General features: G+C 70.5%; 21 protein-coding genes and 1 tRNA gene. 10 read left to right on the plus strand and 12 right to left on the minus strand.

The window, feature by feature from the left end:
* Positions 1-64 precede the first annotated feature (64 nt).
* On the plus strand, positions 65-2,455 hold the full coding sequence (locus tag ACFYSH_RS06915; protein WP_388751228.1) for a ribonucleoside-diphosphate reductase subunit alpha: 2,391 nt from the start codon (positions 65-67) through the stop codon (positions 2,453-2,455).
* A complete protein-coding gene (locus tag ACFYSH_RS06920) occupies positions 2,455-3,471 on the plus strand; it encodes a ribonucleotide-diphosphate reductase subunit beta (protein ID WP_359472317.1) in 1,017 nt (338 codons plus the stop codon). The genes ACFYSH_RS06915 and ACFYSH_RS06920 overlap by 1 nt, the downstream gene beginning before the upstream one ends.
* On the opposite strand, the gene ACFYSH_RS06925 is transcribed toward ACFYSH_RS06920, so the two are convergent.
* Entirely contained in the window at positions 3,468-3,680 is a 213-nt protein-coding gene (locus tag ACFYSH_RS06925; protein ID WP_388751231.1) for a hypothetical protein, read from the minus strand. The two genes, ACFYSH_RS06920 and ACFYSH_RS06925, sit on opposite strands and share 4 nt — an antisense overlap.
* Before the next feature lie 81 nt (positions 3,681-3,761).
* On the opposite strand from ACFYSH_RS06925, the gene ACFYSH_RS06930 reads away from it, so the two are divergent.
* Positions 3,762-4,736, plus strand: coding sequence for a helix-turn-helix domain-containing protein (locus ACFYSH_RS06930; RefSeq protein ID WP_359472313.1), 975 nt, complete (start codon positions 3,762-3,764; stop codon positions 4,734-4,736).
* Between the two features lie 65 nt (positions 4,737-4,801).
* Here the strand turns inward: ACFYSH_RS06930 and ACFYSH_RS06935 are convergent, their stop codons facing one another.
* From ACFYSH_RS06935 to ACFYSH_RS06975, 9 genes are all read right to left on the minus strand, one after another.
* Positions 4,802-5,539, minus strand: coding sequence for a D-Ala-D-Ala carboxypeptidase family metallohydrolase (locus ACFYSH_RS06935; protein WP_359472311.1), 738 nt, complete (start codon positions 5,537-5,539; stop codon positions 4,802-4,804).
* A 168-nt stretch (positions 5,540-5,707) separates the two neighbouring features.
* Positions 5,708-6,346 (minus strand): peptide deformylase, encoded by a 639-nt coding sequence (gene def / locus ACFYSH_RS06940; RefSeq protein WP_359472309.1) that lies wholly within the window; start codon positions 6,344-6,346, stop codon positions 5,708-5,710.
* A 91-nt stretch (positions 6,347-6,437) separates the two neighbouring features.
* Complete coding sequence (locus ACFYSH_RS06945; RefSeq protein ID WP_359472307.1) at positions 6,438-7,430, minus strand: hypothetical protein; 993 nt, start codon at positions 7,428-7,430, stop codon at positions 6,438-6,440.
* Positions 7,431-7,520: 90 nt separating this feature from the next.
* Entirely contained in the window at positions 7,521-8,768 is a 1,248-nt protein-coding gene (locus ACFYSH_RS06950; protein WP_359472305.1) for an HD domain-containing protein, read from the minus strand.
* Complete coding sequence (locus tag ACFYSH_RS06955) at positions 8,765-10,153, minus strand: HD-GYP domain-containing protein (protein ID WP_359472303.1); 1,389 nt, start codon at positions 10,151-10,153, stop codon at positions 8,765-8,767. The genes ACFYSH_RS06950 and ACFYSH_RS06955 overlap by 4 nt, the downstream gene beginning before the upstream one ends.
* A gap of 138 nt (positions 10,154-10,291) precedes the next feature.
* Positions 10,292-10,609: a mycothiol system anti-sigma-R factor gene (gene rsrA / locus ACFYSH_RS06960; RefSeq protein WP_359472301.1), complete on the minus strand. Its 318-nt coding sequence runs from the start codon at positions 10,607-10,609 to the stop codon at positions 10,292-10,294.
* Positions 10,606-11,262, minus strand: a complete 657-nt coding sequence (locus tag ACFYSH_RS06965; RefSeq protein WP_033298180.1) for a sigma-70 family RNA polymerase sigma factor — start codon at positions 11,260-11,262, stop codon at positions 10,606-10,608. Before ACFYSH_RS06965 ends, rsrA begins: the two co-directional genes overlap by 4 nt.
* A 312-nt stretch (positions 11,263-11,574) precedes the next feature.
* Positions 11,575-12,237, minus strand: coding sequence for an alpha/beta family hydrolase (locus tag ACFYSH_RS06970; RefSeq protein WP_388751235.1), 663 nt, complete (start codon positions 12,235-12,237; stop codon positions 11,575-11,577).
* A gap of 16 nt (positions 12,238-12,253) precedes the next feature.
* Positions 12,254-13,069, minus strand: coding sequence for an SOS response-associated peptidase (locus tag ACFYSH_RS06975; protein ID WP_388751237.1), 816 nt, complete (start codon positions 13,067-13,069; stop codon positions 12,254-12,256).
* Between the two features lie 73 nt (positions 13,070-13,142).
* Here ACFYSH_RS06975 and ACFYSH_RS06980 point away from each other — a divergent pair, with 73 nt between their 5' ends.
* The 6 genes from ACFYSH_RS06980 to ACFYSH_RS07005 all read left to right on the plus strand — a co-directional run bounded on the left by ACFYSH_RS06980 (position 13,143) and on the right by ACFYSH_RS07005 (position 18,290).
* On the plus strand, positions 13,143-13,856 hold the full coding sequence (locus ACFYSH_RS06980) for a M50 family metallopeptidase (RefSeq protein ID WP_359472294.1): 714 nt from the start codon (positions 13,143-13,145) through the stop codon (positions 13,854-13,856).
* A gap of 90 nt (positions 13,857-13,946) precedes the next feature.
* Entirely contained in the window at positions 13,947-15,326 is a 1,380-nt protein-coding gene (gene aroA / locus ACFYSH_RS06985) for a 3-phosphoshikimate 1-carboxyvinyltransferase (protein WP_359472292.1), read from the plus strand.
* A gap of 4 nt (positions 15,327-15,330) precedes the next feature.
* Entirely contained in the window at positions 15,331-16,347 is a 1,017-nt protein-coding gene (rsgA, locus tag ACFYSH_RS06990) for a ribosome small subunit-dependent GTPase A (protein WP_359472290.1), read from the plus strand.
* A 107-nt stretch (positions 16,348-16,454) separates the two neighbouring features.
* On the plus strand, positions 16,455-16,778 hold the full coding sequence (locus tag ACFYSH_RS06995; protein WP_359472288.1) for a multidrug efflux SMR transporter: 324 nt from the start codon (positions 16,455-16,457) through the stop codon (positions 16,776-16,778).
* A 118-nt stretch (positions 16,779-16,896) separates the two neighbouring features.
* The gene (hisN, locus tag ACFYSH_RS07000; RefSeq protein ID WP_329232664.1) at positions 16,897-17,697 is read left to right on the plus strand and encodes a histidinol-phosphatase; all 801 of its coding nucleotides are present in this window, start codon (positions 16,897-16,899) and stop codon (positions 17,695-17,697) included.
* A gap of 191 nt (positions 17,698-17,888) precedes the next feature.
* Positions 17,889-18,290 (plus strand): CBS domain-containing protein, encoded by a 402-nt coding sequence (locus ACFYSH_RS07005; RefSeq protein ID WP_359472285.1) that lies wholly within the window; start codon positions 17,889-17,891, stop codon positions 18,288-18,290.
* 88 nt (positions 18,291-18,378) lie between these two features.
* Here the strand turns inward: ACFYSH_RS07005 and ACFYSH_RS07010 are convergent, their stop codons facing one another.
* Positions 18,379-19,833 (minus strand): catalase, encoded by a 1,455-nt coding sequence (locus ACFYSH_RS07010; protein ID WP_359472282.1) that lies wholly within the window; start codon positions 19,831-19,833, stop codon positions 18,379-18,381.
* 176 nt (positions 19,834-20,009) lie between these two features.
* Here ACFYSH_RS07010 and ACFYSH_RS07015 point away from each other — a divergent pair, with 176 nt between their 5' ends.
* Entirely contained in the window at positions 20,010-20,429 is a 420-nt protein-coding gene (locus ACFYSH_RS07015) for a Fur family transcriptional regulator (RefSeq protein ID WP_359472280.1), read from the plus strand.
* A 123-nt stretch (positions 20,430-20,552) separates the two neighbouring features.
* Here the strand turns inward: ACFYSH_RS07015 and ACFYSH_RS07020 are convergent.
* Positions 20,553-20,626, minus strand: a tRNA-Met gene (locus tag ACFYSH_RS07020).
* Positions 20,627-20,644 lie beyond the last annotated feature (18 nt).

Raw genomic sequence — 20,644 nt, forward strand, 5'->3', positions numbered from 1 at the left:
GGGCACCGTCGTGCCCGGCTGCCCCGCTCCCGCAGGCCCTGGGCCGAGCGAGGGATAGCCCCCAGTGACCATCGCGCCAGCCGACCCGGTTTCAGCCGCGGCATCCGAAGGCCGCACGACCGACGCTCCCGGAACCGCACTGCTGCGGACCCTGACCGGCCTCACCGCCGATCTGCCCGACACCGATCCCGGACGGGTCGCCGCCGCCGCACTGCGCGGCCGCAGCGCACGGGCGGACGAGGCCGAGCTGCGCTCGCTGGCCACCGAGGCGGCCGCCGGCCTGATCTCCGAGGACCCGGCCTACTCCCGGCTCGCCGCCCGGCTCCTCACCCGGGCCATCGCGGACGAGGCCGCCGGCCAGGGCGCTGTCTCCTTCTCGGCATCGGTCGCCGTCGGCCATCGCGAGGGCCTGATCGCGGACCGTACGGCCGAGTTCGTCATCCTGCACGCCGACGCCCTCGACGCGCTGGTCGACCGGGCGCTCGCCGACGGAGCCGACGACCGCTTCGGCTACTTCGGGCTGCGGACGCTGCACAGCCGCTACCTGCTGCGCCACCCGCTCACCCGCGAGGTCGTCGAGACCCCGCAGCACTTCATGCTGCGCGTCGCCGCCGGCCTCGCCGAGGACACCTCCGAGCGCGCCCTCGAGGAAGTGGCCGCACTGTACGGCCTGATGAGCCGGCTCGACTACCTGCCCTCCTCCCCCACCCTCTTCAACTCCGGCACCCGCCACCCGCAGATGTCGTCCTGCTACCTGCTGGACTCACCGCTGGACGAGCTGGACTCGATCTACGACCGCTACCACCAGGTGGCGCGCCTCTCCAAGCACGCGGGCGGCATCGGTCTCTCGTACTCCCGTATCCGCGCCCGGGGTTCACTCATCCGCGGTACCAACGGACACTCCAACGGCATCGTGCCGTTCCTAAAGACGCTCGACGCCTCGGTCGCCGCGGTGAACCAGGGGGGCCGCCGCAAGGGCGCCGCCGCCGTCTACCTGGAGACCTGGCACGCGGACATCGAGGAGTTCCTGGAGCTGCGCGACAACACCGGCGAGGACCAGCGGCGTACGCACAACCTCAACCTCGCGCACTGGATCCCTGACGAGTTCATGCGCCGCGTCGACGCGGACACGGAGTGGTCGCTGTTCTCCCCGGCCGACGCACCCGAACTGGTGGACCTGTGGGGCGACGCGTTCGACGCCGCCTACCGGGCCGCCGAGGCCAAAGGGCTCGCCCGCAAGACCCTCCCGGCCCGTGAGCTGTACGGGCGGATGATGCGGACGCTCGCTCAGACCGGGCAGGGCTGGATGACGTTCAAGGACGCCTCCAACCGGACCGCGAACCAGACCGCCGAGCCGGGCCGTGTCGTGCACTCGTCGAATCTCTGCACCGAGATCCTGGAGGTCACCGACGACGACGAGACGGCCGTCTGCAACCTGGGGTCGGTCAACCTCGGCGCTTTCGTCGCCGACGGCACCATCGACTGGGAACGGCTGGACGCCACCGTGCGTACAGCGGTGACCTTCCTCGACCGGGTGGTGGACATCAACTTCTACCCGACCGAACAGGCCGGCCGGTCCAACGCCCGCTGGCGCCCGGTGGGCCTGGGCGCGATGGGCCTGCAGGACGTCTTCTTCCAGCTCCGCCTGCCGTTCGACTCCCCCGAGGCCCGCGCGCTCTCCACCCGGATCTCCGAGCGGATCATGCTCGCCGCCTACGAGGCGTCCTGCGACCTCGCCGAACGGTCGGGTCCCCTGCCCGCCTGGTCGGAGACCCGCGCCGCCCGGGGCGTCCTGCATCCCGACCACTACGCCACCGAGCTGAACTGGCCGGAGCGCTGGGACGCCCTGCGGGCCCGGATCGCGAAGAGCGGGATGCGCAACTCACTGCTGCTCGCCATCGCGCCGACCGCGACCATCGCCTCGATCGCCGGTGTGTACGAGTGCATCGAGCCCCAGGTCTCCAACCTCTTCAAGCGGGAGACGCTCAGCGGGGAGTTCCTCCAGGTCAACGCCTACCTGGTGGACGAGCTGAAGAAGCTCGGCGTCTGGGACGCCAGGACCCGCGAGGCCCTGCGCGAGGCGAGCGGCTCGGTCCAGGGCTTCGGCTGGATCCCCGAGGACGTGCGGGCGCTGTACCGCACGGCGTGGGAGATCCCGCAGCGCGGCCTGATCGACATGGCTGCGGCCCGTACGCCGTTCCTCGACCAGAGCCAGTCACTGAACCTGTTCCTGGAGACGCCGACGATCGGCAAGCTCTCCTCCATGTACGCGTACGCCTGGAAGCAGGGACTGAAGACGACGTACTACCTGCGCTCACGCCCGGCGACCCGGATCGCCCGCGCGGCGTCCGGGACGGCCGCCGCCACGGTCCCCGTGCAGCAGGCGTCCGCTCCCGACGCGGACGCGATCGCCTGTTCCCTCGAAAACCCCGAGTCCTGCGAGGCCTGCCAGTAATGACCACGACCCCGAACAAGAACCTGCTCGACCCGGGCTTCGAACTGACCCTGCGCCCCATGCGCTACCCGGACTTCTACGAACGCTACCGGGACGCGATCAAGAACACCTGGACGGTGGAGGAGGTCGACCTGCACTCCGACGTCTCCGACCTCGCCAAGCTCTCACCCGGTGAGCAGCACATGATCGGCCGTCTGGTCGCGTTCTTCGCGACGGGTGACTCGATCGTGTCCAACAACCTGGTGCTCACGCTCTACAAACACATCAACTCGCCCGAGGCACGGCTGTACCTGTCGCGTCAGCTGTTCGAGGAGGCCGTGCACGTCCAGTTCTACCTGACGCTGCTCGACACCTATCTCCCGGACCCGGAGGACCGCGCGGCGGCCTTCGACGCCGTCGAGGAGATCCCCTCGATCCGCGAGAAGGCACGGTTCTGCTTCCGGTGGATGGATTCGGTCGAGAAGATCGAGCGGCTGGAGACGAAGGCCGACCGCCGGCGCTTCCTGCTCAACCTGATCTGTTTCGCCGCGTGCATCGAGGGCCTGTTCTTCTACGGCGCGTTCGCGTACGTCTACTGGTTCCGCTCGCGCGGCCTGCTGCACGGTCTCGCCACGGGCACCAACTGGGTCTTCCGCGACGAGACGATGCACATGAACTTCGCGTTCGAGGTCGTGGACACCGTCCGCAAGGAGGAGCCCGACCTCTTCGACGACGAGCTCCAGCAGCAGGTCACCGACATGCTGAAGGAGGCCGTCGAGGCGGAGCTGCAGTTCGGCCGCGACCTGTGCGGCGAGGGCCTGCCGGGGATGAACACGGAGTCGATGCGCCAGTACCTGGAGTGCGTCGCCGATCAGCGGCTCACCCGGCTCGGCTTCCCCGCGCTCTACGGTTCGGAGAACCCGTTCTCGTTCATGGAGCTCCAGGGGGTGCAGGAGCTGACGAACTTCTTCGAGCGCCGCCCCTCCGCCTACCAGGTGGCGGTGGAGGGGTCCGTCGGCTTCGACGACGACTTCTAAATCCGTGCCCAGGACCTGAGGTACGGGCGCCGCGTGACCAGGACCGGCTGTGCGGCGTCCGCCTCGCGCGGGGGCGCCGCCTCCCGGTTCCGTTCCGCGTCCCGGAGCTCACGGTCGATCCGTCGCTCCCGCGCGAGCCCGACGAGCGCGGGCAGCAGGACGAGGGCGAAAAGTACCGTTACGGCCAAGTAGTTCATGAATGTGTTCATGGCTCCACTCTCGCCGGAGAGCCAGGAATCCGGCAGTGGCAGGACTGTCACACACCCTCGAATTACTGCCACACTGACCTCATGCTGAAAAATGTCGCCGCCCTGCTGCTCGACGAGGTCCACCCCTTCGAACTCGGCGTCGTGTGCGAGGTGTTCGGGCTCGACCGCTCCGAGGACGGGCTGCCGGTCCAGGACTTCGCGGTCGTCTCGGCGGAGGGCCCGGTGCTGCGGACGCACGCCGGGTTCACCATCAGCACCCCCTACGGCCTGGACAGGCTGGAGGAGGCCGACCTCATCGTCGTACCGGCCGGGAGCCACTTCGTGGACCGGACGTACCCGAAAGAGGCCCTGGACGCCCTGCGCCGGGCCGTCGAACGCGGCGCGCGGGTGCTGAGCGTCTGCTCCGGCGCGTTCGTCCTCGGTGAGGCGGGACTGCTGGACGGCCGCCGCTGCACCACCCACTGGCGGCACTCCGACGAGCTGGCGCGCCGCTTCCCGAAGGCCGTCGTGGAGCCGGACGTGCTCTACGTGGACGAGGGCGCGGTCATCACCTCGGCGGGCACGGCAGCGGGCATCGACGCCGCCCTGCACCTGGTCCGCCAGGCGCACGGCCCCGACGTCGCGAACGCCATCGCACGCCGCATGGTGGTCCCGCCGCACCGGGACGGCGGCCAGGCGCAGTACATCAAGCGGCCGCTGCCCCGCACCCGGTGCGACACGGTCGGCGAGACCCTCGCCTGGATGGAGCGCCACCTCGACCAGGAGATGACCGTCGAACAGCTGGCGACACAGACGCACATGTCGCCCCGGACCTTCGCCCGCCGCTTCCAGCAGGAGACCGGCACCACCCCGTACCGCTGGCTGCTCCGGCAGCGGGTGCTGCTGGCGCAGCATCTGCTGGAGACCTCGGACGCGACCGTGGACACGATCGCGGGGCAGACCGGCTTCGGGAACGCCGCGGCGCTGCGCCATCAGTTCGTACGCTCACTGGGCACGACCCCGAACGCCTACCGCCGCGCCTTCCGGGGCCCGGCCGACCTGGTCGAGGTGGCCTGACGGAGGACTCCGCCGGGGTGTCGCACGATCACCCCGGCGGGCCTGGAACTACTGGGCGCGTACGGTCAGATGCCGCACTGCGAGGCCGACCAGAAGTGATTCGGACCCTGGTTCACGTGGATGTGGTCGCTGTGGCCGGCGTAGCCCGGGCCGAGGATCCCGTTGAACCCGTGGTTGCGGGCCTGCTTGGCGATGGTGCACAGCGAGTGCGGTCCCGCGCCGAGGTCGACGGCGTCACCGTAGAGATGACGGCTGTTCGTGGCTCCGCCGACCGCCGCGTTGCAGGAGGTGGACCGGAAGCCGCTGGTGACCCGGAGGGGCTGGTCGCCCAGCGCGTGCCGCAGGGCCTGCAGCTTCCACATGCTGCTCAGGGCGTTGGCCTTGGCCGTGCCCGCGGCGACCGCCCCGCCCGCCCAGGTGCTGTTGCACGTGTTGAGCTCGGGATAGGTGAAGTTGACGGGGGTGCAGTCGTCGTCCTGGAGCGCGTAGAGCTTGGACTGCGTGGCCGGTCCTGCGATCCCGTCCGCGGCGAGGCCGTACGCGGACTGGAAGCGCTGGACGGCGGCCTTCGTGGCGGGGCCGTACGACCCGTCGACGGCCAGCACCGAGTTGTATCCCGGATAGCCGGCCACCCTGATCTGGAGCTGGGTGACGTCGTTGCCGGTGGCGCCGGGCGAGAGGGTGCGGGTCCAGGTGTAACAGCCGTCGGCCTGCGCGGTGCCGGCGGTGACCACGGCACCACCGATGGCGAAAGCCATGGTCATGACAAGGCCGAGCAGCAGATGTGCGGTGCGTCTGAACATGGGGATCTCCCTGCGCGATGAGGTGGCGAAGTGAAGCGTGGGACGAGCCTGGCGGACGGGTCGACGCGCGTCAACTACGCGCCGGAGAACGCTGGTTGACGAAGCCTCCCGCACCACCGGACGCACGGAGGGGCCCCGCGTGTGACGGGGCCCCTCCTCGTGCGGAGGTCAGTCGTTCGGGACGACCTCGTAGCGCGGCGTGCCCTCAGCCATCTGCTTCAGCGCGTCCTTGCGGTCCCGCTTCGAGAGCCGGTCGATGTACAGGTAGCCGTACAGGTGGTCCGTCTCGTGCTGGAGGCAGCGCGCGAAGTAGCCGCTGCCCCGCACCTTCACCGCGTTGCCCCGTGCGTCCTGGCCGCGCACGACGGCGTAGTCGGGACGCGCGAGCGCGGCGTACGCGGTGGGCACGGAGAGGCAGCCCTCGTTGGAGTCGTCGAGGTTGCGCTGCTCCGGCGCGAGGTCCTCCAGCACCGGGTTGCAGATCGCGCCGACGTGCCGCACCCCGTCGTCGTCCGGGCAGTCGTAGACGAAGACCTTGCGGTCCACTCCGATCTGGTTGGCGGCCAGACCCACGCCCTCCGCCGTCCGCTGGCTGGCGAACATGTCGTCGATCAGCTGTGCGAGCTCGTCGTCGAACTCCGTGACGTCACTGCACTCCTTGTGCAGGACGGGGTTGCCGACCACCGTGATCGGGCGGGACGTGCCGCGCTCCCGGTGCGCCGCCTCGCGCGCCTCGCAGTCCTCGGTGTCCACGAGGAATCCCTCGTCGTCCACACCGGTCTGCTCGTCCGTCTCCTGCTGCGACATGTCCGCCGTACGCCTTCCTGCAAACCTGAAACCCGTGACCACCGCACCGCAATCGGTGCCCGTACAGCCTACGGGCACCTGCGGGCACCGCTCAGCAGACTTCTTCGAGATCCCGCCACTCGCGACTGTCCGGGCTGTCCGCCACCCAGCCGTCCAGCAGCCCGCGCACCAGTCCGGCGGGGGCCGCTATGCCGCACTCACGCTCCGGAACCCACAGGTCGCCGGCGGTGCGGTGGCCCAGGGGCCCGGGGTGGCCGGGCTCGCTGTGGTCGTGCGGGTCCAGGTGCTCGCCGTCACCCTCGTCGCTCTCCATCCGGCTCTCCGAACATGCGCGGCAGAGCAGTCGCACGGAGGACGACCAGTCCTCGGCGGCGAATCCGGCATCGGAGGCCAGTTGCTCCAGCGCGTCCCGGTCGGCCTCGGTGGCCGCCTCCAGGAGCACCACCCAGGTGGGGACGGGAGAGGGCGCCCACAGCTCGATCTCGTCGAACACCGGGTACGACGGCCCGGCCGCCGTAACCCGCTCGCCGTTCGGCACCCCGTCGTGCAGGACGACCTCGCCCCAGCGCCGCCCCGAGGACGGCAGCGGGATCGACAGCACTTCCATCCGTGCCGGGTCCAGCCTGCGGCCCCAGACCACCTCGGCCTCGCCCTCGGGCGAGAGCCGCACGGCCGCGCTGCCCAGGTCCATGCCCGTGGGCTCGCTGTTGGCCGCGGCGTTGTGCTGGCCGCTGCCCGGCACCCTCAGTCCGTAGGCCTGCCAGGCCCGGCGCGCCAGCGGCCAGTCCTGCAGGGCTGTGGCGGCGATCCCGACGTTCCACCAGTCCGGAGCACCGGCCCCCCGGTCGAGCAGGGCGACGGCTCGCAGGCCCGCGGCCCTCGCCTGTTCCCAGTCGTGCCGGAACTTGTGCAGCAGCGCGAGATTGAACCATGACTCGGAGAGCCAGGGCTCCAGGTCCGCCGCGCGCGTCAGCAGGGCCCCCGCGTCCTCGTACCGGCCGTCGCCGATCAGCGTGAACGCGCGGTCCGTGGCCTGCCGCCAAGAGGCGGACGGCCGATGCCGTACCTTCCCGAAGATCCTCACGATTCCCGCCTGTCCCGACTGGACACCCTCTTTACCGCTCTCCTTCGCATCCAACCATGCCCGGCCGGACGCTCGCTCATTACCCATGGGTTACCCAGCCCCCAGCGGGGTCAGACCGCCACGCGCCAGAACTCTGGCCAATGCTTCTACCACCTGCGGCTGGTAGTCGCGACCGGTACCGAGCCTGAGCTGCTCCAGCGCCCCCAGGGGCCCTTTGACGCCTTCCCCGCACAGGTCGTCGTACGCGTTGACCGCACGGACGATCCTGGCGGCGGTCTGCTGATCCTCGTAAGGATCGGCCTGCTGCTCCACCACCACGGCGACCGCGGGATCCACCCCGGTCTGACGCACCACCGCCCCTCCGAGCAGGGCGATCCGGCGCTGCTCGACGGCCGGGAGCACGACGGTCGCGCCGTCGGCCACCGGGTCGACGAGTGAGAGCTGGCCGATGTCGTGCATCAGCGCCGCGTACTCCAGCACGGTCAGCTCCGGCTCGGCGAGCCCCATCTCCCGCCCGACCGCCGTCGAGAGCTCGGCCACCCTGCGGGCATGCCCGTGCGGGGTGTAGCCCGCGATCTCCGTGGCCCGGGCGAGCGAGGCGATGGTCTGCCGGTACGTCGTACGGACGGCCGCGTACCGGCGGAACGACACCTGGGTCAGCAGCAGCGGTACGCACAGGACGGGCAGGGCCCACAGGCCCGCGACGGCGACCCCGAGCGCCATCACGGCGCCGGTGGCGCAGACCGCCGAGCCGATGTCGCTGAGCGCCCGGAGTTCGTCGCGGAGCTGCGCCCCGTACGGACGGGGCGTCCCTGCCGTGAGGGCCGCGAGCACGGCGTCACAGAGGGCCGTGAGGATCAGCAGCACGATCAGGAAGAGGGCGAAGTACGGTCCCTCGCCGAACCAGCGTTCCGACCGGCCCGAATGATGGAGGGGCTGGAAGCACACGGCGGCGAAGGCCACCGCCAGCACGCGCCGGGCGGCCTGGTCGGGCCCCGGACCGCTGCCGCGCGCCACGTGGGGCACGGAGGCGAGCAGTTGTGCCGCGGCGACGACGGTGACCACCTGGAGGACCCCGTGCGCCGTCTCCTGCCCGCCGCTGCGTCCGAGCAGGGCGTACGCGAGTGCTCCTGCCGCCCCCAGCGGCGCGGGCTCCCGCTCCCCGGGCTGGGCGCCCCGGCGGGCCAGCTCACCGACGGTGACCAGGACTCCGAAGGCGAGGGCGTGGCCGGGCTCCACAACGCCGTGCCACAGGGTGTGCCCGAGCGCGACGACCGCCAGGCCCAGTGCGGCGCCGCGGACCGCGAGGACGGCCGGCGGCGGGTGGACCGGGGTCACCGCGGCGGTCCCGGCCGGCCCGGGGAGCCGGTGGCGGGCGGTCGTGCCCCCGCCCGCTGGTGCGGCAGCCCGGGCGGCTCCTCGTCCGAGGTGACCGTGGTGGCGGCGGCGGACCAGCCGTGGCGGTCCAGGGCGGCCGCCAGGGCGCGCACCATCCGCGGGTCGAAATGGCTCCCGGCGCAGCGCCTCAATTCCTCGACGGCCGCGGCGACGGGCCGCCCTCGGCGGTAGGAGCGCGTCGAGGTCATCGCGTCGAAGGCGTCCGCGACGGCGACGACCCGGGCGAACTCGGGGATGCTGTCACCGGCGAGGCCGTACGGATAGCCGCTGCCGTCGAGCCGCTCGTGGTGGTGCAGGATCGCGGCGCGGGCCTCGTCCAGGAAGCCGATGCCCCGGACGATCTCGTGGCCGTACTCCGGATGCAGCTCGATGACGCGGCGCTCCTCGGGGGTGAGCGGCCCGTCCTTGCGCAGGATCCGTGTCGGGACGCCCAGCTTGCCGACGTCGTGGAGGATGCCTGCGAAGCGGAGAGCCTCCATCCGGCCCTCCTCCATGCCGAGTTCACGGGCGATCAGCTCGGAGGCGCGGCCCACCCGCTCGCTGTGTCCGCGGGTGTACCCGTCCTTGATGTCGACCGCCTGGACGAGCGCCCTGATGGTGGCACGGTGGGCGGCGTGCCGGCGGTGGTACTGCGCGAAGACCCAGCAGGAGATGTACATCGGGAGCAGGACGACCAACGCGGACAGCGGCCCGTAGGAGCTGCGCCACAGGACGGCCATCATGAGCCCCGCGAGCGCGTGCACCAGATGCGGCCCCACGGAGCGGGCCGGCAGCCCGCGCCAGGCGTGCCCGAGGGCCACGCGCTCAGCCGTGACGAGGATGCCGCCGTCCAGTGCCGCCAGCACGAGGCTGAAGACGAGCGCTGTCGCACAGACGGGGAGGAGGGCGTACGGAAGGTCGGGCACGGAGCCCCCGGAGGAACCGCCGAGCGTGGCGGGACCGCCGAGGAGCGCGTACGCCCACGAGGCGGCCCCCACGGTAAGGGCGAGCTGCGCGGCCCTCCAGACACGGCGGGCCGTGGCGGGCGGCCGCTCCACCCGGCCGACGAGCGCGCCGGGTACGGCGACGAGCGCGGCTGCGGACGGCGGCAGCAGGAACGCCGCGGCGAGCAGCAGGGGGAAGAACGATCCGGCACCGACCGGCACGGAGCCGCCGAGGACGCGGCAGCGGCCGGGGAGTTCACAGACCAGGTAGAGCGCGGCCAGGAGGCCGAGCGTGCCCCAGGGCGTGGCGGCCCCGGGGGACAGCGCGGGCAGTGCGCAGAGCGCGGCGCAGATCGCCGTGCACAGGATATGGACGCATGCCGCCCCCGGTGTGCCCCTCACCCGTACCACCCGCCCCCAGCCTGGTCGATGGAGGCGCCAGGCTAGCGAGTCGGGGGTCGCGCAGGGTTCGAACGGACCGGATTAGCACGTTCGGGTGATACGACCGGGTTCAGTGTCCGGCGCGCGAGGCGACGGCCGTCACTCGGCGGCGGCCGGACGGTCGGCCCCGCCCATGGCCACGTCCTGCTCGGGCACGGCCTGTCCGGAACGGATCAGGTCGATCCGCCCCATCACCTTCGAGCGCAGGTCGGCGGGCACATCGTCCTGCCCGCAGCAACGCTTGACCAGCTTCTTCACGGCCTGCTCCAGGCCGTACTTCTCCAGGCACGGGGAGCACTCCTCGAAGTGCACCTCGAATTTGGTGCAGTCGCCCTCGGGCATCTCATGGTCGAGGAACTCGTAGAGATGATCGAGAACCTCTGAGCAGTCCGTCTCGTGCGGCTCTCCGCAGCTCATGAGGCCGAGCCTTTCCTGTCGTCCGACTCACCGGCTCCGGCCGGGACGAGCCCGCGCTCACGCGCGTAGTCCTCCAGCATGCCGCGCAGCTGACGGCGCCCCCGGTGCAGCCGGGACATCACCGTACCGATGGGTGTCCCCATGATGTCCGCGATCTCCTTGTAGGCAAAGCCCTCGACATCGGCGAGGTACACGGCGATGCGGAACTCTTCGGGGATCGACTGCAGCGCGGACTTCACATCGGAGTCCGGCAGATGGTCGAGCGCCTGTGACTCAGCCGAACGCAGACCCGTCGACATGTGCGACTCCGCACGCGCCAGCTGCCAGTCCTCGATCTCCTCGGCGGCACTCCGCTGAGGCTCGCGCTGCTTCTTGCGGTACGAGTTGATGAAGGTGTTCGTGAGGATGCGGTACATCCACGCCTTGAGGTTCGTGCCCTCACGGAACTGGTGGAAGGAGCCGTACGCCTTGGCATACGTCTCCTGCACCAGGTCCTCGGCATCCGCGGGATTGCGCGTCATGCGCAGCGCGGCCGAGTACATCTGGTCCAGATATCCGAGGGCGTCCCGCTCGAAGCGCGCGTTGCGCTCGGCAGTCGTCTCCTGCGCACGGCCGTCGTCGGTCCCTGTGTCGGTCCCAGTGACCGGACCCACCTCCTCCAACGATGTGGCGGAGCCGAAACCGGACCCGCTCGCATCGGAGAATAGTCGACCTTGCTTCTGCGCGGGCTGCCGATCGGTTCCGCCCGGGGCGCGCGCCGGAGTGCTCGTGGCCGCGCGAAGGACCGTCCACTCCAGTTCAGCGGCGTTCGAGCGACTCGGGCAGATGGTCGAACCCATGCGACGGACTCCCTCTCCACGTACGACCTTGTTGTACCGACACCAGCCACAACAGCCGCCCCTCGTGGCGCATTCCCGGGGCTTGCGCGGGTGCCCGGACTGTGGAGACACCTACGTGGCCGGTGGTCAGGAGAGCCCGTCCAGCCACCCGGCCACCGCGTCGGTGAGGAGATCCATCGCTTGATCCTGGGTCAGTGACGCCTTCTTCGGCACGGCGAAGCCGTGGTCCGCGAACGGCACCTCGACGAGCCCGTGCTCCCCCGGGGGGAACTCCTCCGGGCGCCCGAACGGATCGCGGCCACCCTGCACCACGAGGGTGGGGACGCCCGCGCCGAGCAACTCCTGCGCGCGGGACTTCTCGGGCTTGCCCGGCGGATGCAGGGGGAAGCTCAGGGCGAGAACCGCGTGAGCCCCGAGTTCCGACGCCGTACGGCAGGCCACCCTGGCCCCCGCGCTGCGTCCCCCGGCGACGACCGGGAGTCCTGGCGCCGTCAGCGCCGGCCACAGGCCCCGCCAGCCGGTGTCCAGGGTCCGAGGCGCGGGCGCCAGCTTCTTTCCGGCCACCCGCCAGGGCTGCTCCACCAGGGCCACGGTCACCCCGTGACCGGGCAGCACGGCTGCCAGGGCCTGGAGGTCACGTGCCTCGATGCCGCCGCCCGCTCCATGGCTGACGGCGAGCACCAGACGGGCACTCTTCGCGGGGAGCCAGGTGATCCTGGCCTCCCCGGCGTCCGTGCCGACGTTCTCGGCCTTCCCCGCTGTCGCTGCAGTACGGCTCACACCGCTCATCCTGCCGGGTGCCGGGTCAGAAGAGCGTGCTCACCTCCGGCGCGGCCAGCTCCTCCAGGAGTTCCGGGCCGTTGTTACGGACGTTGCTGACCGCGGTCGCCACCGGATAGGCCCGCATCAGTCCACCGGGCGGCGGCTCCAGCAGCGCCTTCAGCTCGTCGACGTCGGTGCGCGACGGGTCGAGCCAGGCGTCCCAGCGGTCCGGTGTCAGCATCAGCGGCATCCGGGGGTGGATGTCGGACAGCGAGGCGGGGCCCTCGGCGGGTGCCACCGCGAGCGGGGCGGCCTCCGCCTCGGTGGTGATCACCGAACAGGTCACCCACCATGCCTGCGGATGGTCGTCGGGCAGCGTCCGGTCGCGCCAGAACTCGTACAGACCGGCCATCGCGAAGACGGAGCCGTCCGCAGGGGTCACGAAGTACGGCTGTTTCCGGGGCCTCTTCTTCTTCCCCTTCTCCTCGAGCTGCCGCTCGTCGGCGCCGGTGACCCACTCGTAGTAGCCGTCGGCAGGCAGGATGCAGCGCCTCGACACGAAGGGCCTGCGAAAGGACGGCTTCTCGTGGACGGTCTCCGCCCGCGCGTTGACCATGCGGGCGCCGCCCTCCGGGGACTTCGACCACGACGGCACGAGTCCCCACTTCAGCGCGCGCAACTGGCGAACCGGGCGCCGGTCCTCCGCGTCCTTCACAGGACGGTCCAGAACCGCGTAGACCTCCTTGGTCGGCGCGACGTTCCAGTCGGGCTCCAGGGTCTCCGTGGGTTCCCATTTCTCCACACCGAAGAGCCCGGTCAGATCCTCCGGCCGCCGACTCGCTGCATACCGTCCGCACATAAGTGCCAGACTGCCACGACCCGCCAGTCGAGTGGGCCCCGATCCGTCGAGCACCTCAAGGAGCCGCCCGCACATGGACAGCACCGAACTGGGCGATCTGTGGGATCGCGTCTTCGGCACCCAGCCCGCTCCCGAGCAGTGGCTGGTGGTCGTCACGGCCACGGCGGCGCTCGTGGCGGTGGTGCCGAATCTCATATGGCGGCTTTCCCGCAACGCGATCACCATCGCGCACGAGGGCGGTCACGGCCTGATCGCCCTGCTCACCGGGCGGCAGCTCTCCGGGATCCGGCTGCACTCGGACACCAGCGGCCTCACCGTCAGCCGCGGCAAGCCCACCGGCATCGGCATGATCCTCACCGCGGCGGCCGGCTACACGGCGCCACCGCTGCTCGGCCTGGGCGGCGCCTGGCTGCTGACCAACGGCCGGATCACGCTGCTCCTGTGGCTGGCGACCGCTCTCCTGGCGGTGATGCTGGTGATGATCCGCAATCTGTACGGGGCGCTGACGGTCATCCTCACGGGCACGGCCTTCCTGCTGGTGTCCTGGCTGACCTCGGCGGACGTCCAGTCGGCGTTCGCGTACACCGTGGTCTGGTTCCTGCTGCTCGGCGGCGTACGTCCGGCGTTCGAGCTGCAGTCCAAGCGCAGGCACGGCGGTGCGCCCGACTCCGACGCCGACCAGCTCGCCCGGCTCACCCACGCGCCGGCCGCGATCTGGCTCTTCCTCTTCCACGCGGTGTCGCTCTGCTCGCTGATCGGCGGCGGACGCTGGCTGCTCGGACTCTGAGAGCACGCCTTTACCACCCTTGCATTACGCCCTGGTTTCATCGCTTTTGTTGAGGATCTGGGTTTGCGCTGAGCCACTAAAGTGAGGGGCATGACCGATAGTTCCGTGCGCCCCGCCCTCTGGCCCGCCCCCCGAGCGACCGGCGCCGTCGACGCGACCGTCACCGTGCCCGGATCGAAATCGGTCACCAACCGCGCCCTCGTCCTCGCCTCGCTGTCCAGCGAGCCGGGCTGGCTGCGCCGCCCGCTGCGCTCCCGCGACACCCTCCTGATGGCCCAGGCGCTCCGCGCGATGGGTGTCGGCATCGAGGAGGGCGTGGGCCCGGACGGCTCGGGCGAGGCCTGGCGCGTCATTCCTGCAGGTCTGCACGGCCCCGCCCAGGTGGACGTCGGCAACGCGGGCACGGTGATGCGTTTCCTGCCGCCCGTGGCCTGCCTCGCGGACGGGCCGGTCCACTTCGACGGAGACCCGCGGTCCTACGAACGGCCCCTGCACGGCGTGATCGCCGCACTGAAGTCCTTGGGAGCCCGGATCGACGACGACGGCCGGGGGACCCTGCCGCTGACCGTGCACGGCGCGGGGGCGCTGGACGGCGGCCCGGTGTCCGTCGACGCCTCCTCGTCCTCCCAGTTCGTCTCCGCGCTCCTGTTGTCCGCACCCCGCTTCAACCAGGGCGTGGAGCTGCGGCACACCGGCTCGGCCCTGCCCTCCATGCCCCACATCCGGATGACCGTCGACATGCTCCGCGCGGTCGGCGCCCAGGTCGACGAGCCGGAGTCGGGCGGCGAGCCCGATGTCTGGCGGGTCTCCCCCTCCGCACTGCTGGGCCGCGATCTGACGGTCGAGCCCGATCTCTCCAACGCTCAGCCGTTCCTGGCCGCCGCGCTGGTGACCGGCGGCCGGGTCACCGTCCCCGACTGGCCCCTGCGGACCACCCAACCGGGTGATGCGCTGCGCGAGATCTTCACCGCGATGGGTGGCGCGTGCGAGCTGACCGAGCGCGGTCTCACCTTCACGGGCTCCGGCAAGGTCCACGGCATCGACGTCGACCTGAGCGAGGTCGGTGAGCTGACGCCGGGCATCGCGGCCCTCGCCGCCCTCGCGGACTCCCCGTCCACCCTGAGCGGCGTCGCCCACCTGCGGTTGCACGAGACGGACCGGCTGGCGGCGCTCACCAAGGAGATCAACGGTCTCGGCGGCGATGTCACCGAGACCGCCGACGGGCTGCGGATCAACCCCCGCCCGCTGCGCGGCGGGACCTTCCACACGTACGACGACCACCGGATGGCGACCGCGGGCGCGATCATCGGCCTCGCCGTGGCGGGGGTGGAGATCGAGAACGTCGGCACGACGGCCAAGACCCTGCCGGACTTCCCGGACATGTGGACCGGCATGCTCGGGGAACCATCCGGCGCCGTGGGCGTCTCCCCCGGGGCGCTCGGTGCCCCGACGGGCCGGCGCGAGGTCTGAGGGCATGCGCCGCTACGGGAAGAACCCTGACGAGGACGACATCCGCGTCCGCCCCAATCCCAAGGGCAACCGTCCCCGCACCCACACGCGCCCCAAGCACGAGGACGCCCAGGACGGCATGGTCCTCACCGTCGACCGCGGCAGGCTGACCTGTCTCGTCGACGGCCGTGCGGTGACGGCCATGAAGGCCCGTGAGCTGGGCCGCAAGGCCGCCGTGGTGGGCGACCGGGTCTCCCTGGTGGGTGACCTCTCCGGGGACAAGGACACCCTGGCGCGCATCGTGCGGATCGGCGCGCGCACCTCGGTGCTCCGTCGCACGGCGGACGACGACGATCCGTTCGAGCGGGTGGTCGTCGCCAACGCCGACCAGCTGGCCATCGTCACCGCGCTCGCCGATCCCGAACCCCGCCCACGCATGATCGACCGCTGCCTGGTCGCGGCGTACGACGGCGGGCTGACCCCGCTCCTGGTGCTGACCAAGTCCGATCTCGCGTCGGCGGACAAGCTCCTGGAGGCGTACACCCCACTGGGTGTGCCCTACATCGTGACCAGCCGCGAGGAGTTGGAGAACGGCGACGCAGCCGACCGGGTGCGGGAGCTGCTGAACGACCGGGTGACCGCCTTCGTCGGGCACTCCGGGGTCGGTAAGACGACCCTGGTGAACGCCTTGGTGCCGAAGGACCGACGGCGGACCACCGGCGTGGTCAACGCCGTCACCGGGCGCGGACGCCACACCACCACCTCGGCACTCGCCCTGCCCCTGCCGGACGGCCGCGGCTGGGTGGTCGACACCCCGGGTGTGCGGTCGTTCGGGCTGCACCACGTCGACCCCTCCCGGGTCATCAACGCCTTCCCCGACCTTCAGCCGGGTACGGAGAACTGTCCGCGCGGCTGCACCCATGACGGCCAGGAGCCGGAGTGCGCCCTGGACGCGTGGGTCGCGGAGGGGCACGCCGATCCGGCGCGGCTCGATTCGCTGCGGAGGCTCCTCGCGACCCGGGAGCGGCGCGAAGGCGACTGACCCACGGCGGACTGCCCGACTCGCGCACGTTTGCGGGCCCCCACGGCTGGTAAGGGCATAATCGCGCAAGCGAGACGAAGCGTCACCTACGTGGGAGGCACCTGACGATGGCGTGGTTGCTGGTCGTGGTCGCCGGACTGCTGGAGACCGGCTTCGCCGTGTGTCTGAAGCTTTCGCACGGATTCACCCGCCTCTGGCCGACGATCGCCTTCTGCGCGTTCGCCCTCGGCAGTTTCGGTCTGCTCACGATGGCCCTGAAGAAGCTCGACGTCGGCCCGGCGTACGCGGTGTGGACGGGCATCGGAGCGGCGGGGACCGCGATCTACGGGATGGTCTTCCTCGACGACGTGGTCTCCACCCTCAAGCTGGTGTCCATCACGCTGGTGATCATCGGTGTGATCGGCCTGCAGCTATCCGGTTCGGCACACTGAGGCCCGATACGTCCCAGGCGCCGTCGAGGGTACGCACACCACCGGCGCGGCCCCCGAAACGGCCCGTCCCGCGCGGGTCCGTGTAGCCCGGGCGGGTGGCGGTGGATACTGTGACGGCATGCCCGACTACCACGATGATCTGCGCCTTGCCCACGTGCTGGCGGACGCCGCCGACGCGGCGACGATGGACCGGTTCAAGGCTCTGGACCTCAAGGTCGAGACCAAGCCGGACATGACCCCGGTGAGTGAGGCCGACAAACACGCGGAGGAGTTGATCCGCGGGCACCTGCACCGGGCGCGCCCGCGCGACGCGATCCTGGGCGAGGAGTACGGCATCGAGGGCACCGGACCGCGGCGCTGGGTCGTCGACCCGATCGACGGCACCAAGAACTACGTCCGCGGCGTCCCCGTATGGGCGACATTGATCTCGTTGATGGAGGCGGGCGAGGACGGCTTCCAGCCGGTGGTCGGCGTGGTGTCGGCCCCCGCACTGAACCGCCGTTGGTGGGCGGCGAAGGGTGCGGGTGCCTTCTCCGGCCGCAGCCTGACGTCGGCGACCCGGCTGCACGTGTCGAAGGTGGAGCGGATCGCGGACTCGTCGTTCGCGTACGCCTCGATGACCGGCTGGGAGGAGCAGGGCCGGCTCGACGGCTTCATGGATCTGACCCGGGCCTGCTGGCGCACGCGCGGATACGGGGACTTCTGGCCGTACATGATGGTCGCCGAGGGTTCGGTGGACATCTGTGCGGAGCCGGAGCTCTCCCTCTGGGACATGGCGGCGAACGCGATCATCGTCCAGGAGGCGGGCGGGCGGTTCACCAGCCTCGACGGGGTGTCAGGCCCGGGTGGCGGCAACGCGGCGGCCTCCAACGGCCTGCTGCACCACGAGCTGCTCGGCTACCTCAACCAGCGCTACTAGGGCGTGTTTCGAAAGTAGCGCCGTCCGCCCGAAGGGCGGGCCTGTCCGGATGCCCGCCACAGGCGGGCGCCTGACCTCTTGTCGAGTTCCCTCGCGGGTGCGACTCTGAGAGTCCCCCCACTTGTGAACTTGTGAACGGTCTCACGAAGGGCCACTTCGCAGGTCACTTCACGAAGGAGGTGGCTCCTTACATGCTTGTCCGTGACGCCATGAGCACCCTGGTCCTCACCATCGGCCCGGCGCACACACTCCGTCAGGCGGCCCGGCTGATGTCGGCCCGCCGTGTCGGAGCAGCGGTCGTCCACGACCCGGACACCTGCGGCCTCGGCATCATCACCGAACGCGACATCCTCGACGCGGTCGGCGCCGGACTGAGTCCCGACGTCGAGACCGCCTCCACCCACACCACCACCGACGTGGTCTTCGCTTCTCCCGACTGGACCCTCGAGGAAGCCGCGGAGGCCATGACGCACGGCGGCTTCAGGCATCTGATCGTGCTGGACGGCGACGGTCCCGTGGGCATCGTCTCGGTGCGCGACATCATCAGGTGCTGGGCGCCGGTCAGGAGGCAGGCCACCGGCCTGCCCGTCTGACGCCCCGCCGCTCCGGCCCTCATGAACGACAGGGGGCCGGATCCCCCGGAACAACCCGGGGAATCCGGCCTACCCTGGACGGTGATGATCACTGGCCGCGCAGCGCCTGGACCGCGACTTCGAGCCGCTTACCGAAGTCCGGGTCCGCCTGACGGAAGTTGTTGATCGCACGCTCGGCGATGTCGTCGCGGGAGACCTTGGAGATGAACCCGGAGAGATTGTCGATCAGCCGGACCTTCTCGTCCTCCGTCATCAGCCGGTAGAGGTTGCCGGCCTGCACGAAGTCGTTGTCCTCGGAGTGGACCGGCGTCTCGTGGTTACCCGTACCGCCCGTGACGGGAACGGGCTGCCAGAGCGGCCGGCCCGTCTGGGACGGGCCGCCGAAGCTGTTCGGCTCGTAGTTCTTCGCGCCCTGGTGACGGCCGTCGTACAGGTACCCGTCACGGCTGTTGGTACGCGCCTCGGTGGCGTGCGGGCGGTTCACCGGCAGGTGGTCGGCGTTGATACCGACGCGGTAGCGGTGGGCGTCGCCGTACGCGAAGAGACGTCCCTGGAGCATCTTGTCGGGGGACGGACCGATGCCGGGCACGAAGTGCGCCGGGCTGAAGATCGACTGCTCGACCTCGGCGAAGACGTTCTCCGGATTGCGGTTGAGCTCCAGCTTGCCGATCTCGATCGGCGGGTAGTCCGCGTGCGGCCACACCTTGGTGAGGTCGAACGGGTTGAAGCGGTAGCCCGCGGCCTCGGCCGCCGGCATGATCTGGACCTGCACGGTCCAGCTCGGGAAGTCGCCCCGCTCGATGGACTCACGCAGGTCGCGCTGGTGACTGTCCGGGTCCACACCGGAGAGGCGTACGGCCTCGTCGGCGGTGAGGTTCTTGATTCCCTGGTCGGTCTTGAAGTGGTACTTGACCCAGAAGACCTCACCGGCCTCGTTGTTCCACTGGAACGTGTGCGAGCCGAAGCCGTCCATGTGACGGTACGAGGCGGGGATGCCCCGGTCACCGAAGAGCCAGGTCACCTGGTGCGTGGACTCCGGTGACAGACCCCAGAAGTCCCAGACGTTGTCCGCCTCCTGCGAGCCGGTGTACGGGTCGCGCTTCTGGGTGTGGATGAAGTCGGGGAACTTGATGGCGTCCCTGATGAAGAAGACCGGGGTGTTGTTGCCGACCAGGTCGTAGTTGCCCTCTTCGGTGTAGAACTTCAGCGCCCAGCCGCGGGGGTCCCGGGCCGCGTCGGCAGAGCCGAGGTTGCCCGCGACGGTGGAGAAGCGCAGGAAGGTCTCGGTCTGCTTGCCGACCTCCGAGAGGAACGCGGCCCGGGTCCACTGCGAGACGTCCCGGGTCAGCGTGAAGGTGCCGTACGCGCCGGCGCCGCGGGCGTGCACGACGCGCTCCGGGATGCGCTCGCGGTTGAAGTGGGCGAGCTTCTCGAGAAGCGCCTGGTCCTGGACGAGAACCGGTCCACCCGGGCCAGCGGTCTCGCTGTTCTGATTGTCGGCTACCGGAGCGCCGGCCTCCGTGGTGAGCGGTCCCTGAGTCACGCGCGCCTCCTGCGTCAATGTCCTGCACAGCGTCGTTCCCTGTGCAGCCTGTTCTCGGCCGCAGCCTGTCCTTGGCCAATACGTCACCGATCCTACATTGGACATTGTCCAAGTCAAATGACTATCTAAAGTCACACCTACTCGGAACTTCGCTTCCCCACTGTTAGGCTGACCCCATGAGTGACCTCCTGGAACGACTCCGTGGACGCGGCTGGCGCATGACGGCACAGCGGCGCGTGGTGGCCGAGGTTCTCGAAGGGGACCACGTGCATCTGACTGCGGACGAGGTCCACGCGAGGGCCGTCGACCGGTTGCCCGAGATCTCCCGCGCCACCGTGTACAACACGCTGGGCGAGATGGTGTCCCTCGGAGAGGTCATCGAGGTCTCCACCGACCGCAGGGCGAAGCGGTACGACCCGAACGCCCACCGCCCCCACCACCACCTGGTGTGCGGGCGCTGCGGAGCGATCCGGGACGTACACCCGTCCGGCAACCCGCTGGCGGACCTCCCGGACGACGAGCGCTTCGGCTTCACCGTCTCCGACGTCGAGGTGACGTACCGCGGCGTCTGTCCGAACTGCGCCGCCACCGCCTGAGGGGAAGGTGCACGCCGGGGCGCCCGCACCGGGTGCGCCCGGCGGCTCCTGAGCCGTTGCGCAGTCCCGCATACGACGACAGAGGCCCGGATCCTCGAAAGGATCCGGGCCTCTGTCGTTCAGTAGCGGGGACAGGATTTGAACCTGCGACCTCTGGGTTATGAGCCCAGCGAGCTACCGAGCTGCTCCACCCCGCGTCGTTGTGATTGCAACTC

The sequence above is a fragment of the Streptomyces sp. NPDC005791 genome (genome assembly GCF_042871485.1).
GTDB lineage: Bacteria > Actinomycetota > Actinomycetes > Streptomycetales > Streptomycetaceae > Streptomyces.

What these genes read in the sequence shown, in the direction of transcription:
- hisN (WP_329232664.1), top strand. Translation starts at nt 16,897, where the DNA reads ATGCCCGACTACCACGATGATCTGCGCCTTGCCCACGTGCTGGCGGAC.
- ACFYSH_RS07005 (WP_359472285.1), top strand. Translation starts at nt 17,889, where the DNA reads ATGCTTGTCCGTGACGCCATGAGCACCCTGGTCCTCACCATCGGCCCG.
- ACFYSH_RS07015 (WP_359472280.1), top strand. Translation starts at nt 20,010, where the DNA reads ATGAGTGACCTCCTGGAACGACTCCGTGGACGCGGCTGGCGCATGACG.
- ACFYSH_RS06920 (WP_359472317.1), top strand. Translation starts at nt 2,455, where the DNA reads ATGACCACGACCCCGAACAAGAACCTGCTCGACCCGGGCTTCGAACTG.
- aroA (WP_359472292.1), top strand. Translation starts at nt 13,947, where the DNA reads ATGACCGATAGTTCCGTGCGCCCCGCCCTCTGGCCCGCCCCCCGAGCG.
- ACFYSH_RS06925 (WP_388751231.1), bottom strand. Translation starts at nt 3,680, where the DNA reads ATGAACACATTCATGAACTACTTGGCCGTAACGGTACTTTTCGCCCTC.
- ACFYSH_RS06970 (WP_388751235.1), bottom strand. Translation starts at nt 12,237, where the DNA reads ATGAGCGGTGTGAGCCGTACTGCAGCGACAGCGGGGAAGGCCGAGAAC.
- def (WP_359472309.1), bottom strand. Translation starts at nt 6,346, where the DNA reads ATGTCGCAGCAGGAGACGGACGAGCAGACCGGTGTGGACGACGAGGGA.
- ACFYSH_RS06995 (WP_359472288.1), top strand. Translation starts at nt 16,455, where the DNA reads ATGGCGTGGTTGCTGGTCGTGGTCGCCGGACTGCTGGAGACCGGCTTC.
- rsgA (WP_359472290.1), top strand. Translation starts at nt 15,331, where the DNA reads ATGCGCCGCTACGGGAAGAACCCTGACGAGGACGACATCCGCGTCCGC.
- ACFYSH_RS06935 (WP_359472311.1), bottom strand. Translation starts at nt 5,539, where the DNA reads ATGTTCAGACGCACCGCACATCTGCTGCTCGGCCTTGTCATGACCATG.
- ACFYSH_RS06975 (WP_388751237.1), bottom strand. Translation starts at nt 13,069, where the DNA reads ATGTGCGGACGGTATGCAGCGAGTCGGCGGCCGGAGGATCTGACCGGG.
- ACFYSH_RS06980 (WP_359472294.1), top strand. Translation starts at nt 13,143, where the DNA reads ATGGACAGCACCGAACTGGGCGATCTGTGGGATCGCGTCTTCGGCACC.
- rsrA (WP_359472301.1), bottom strand. Translation starts at nt 10,609, where the DNA reads ATGAGCTGCGGAGAGCCGCACGAGACGGACTGCTCAGAGGTTCTCGAT.
- ACFYSH_RS06930 (WP_359472313.1), top strand. Translation starts at nt 3,762, where the DNA reads ATGCTGAAAAATGTCGCCGCCCTGCTGCTCGACGAGGTCCACCCCTTC.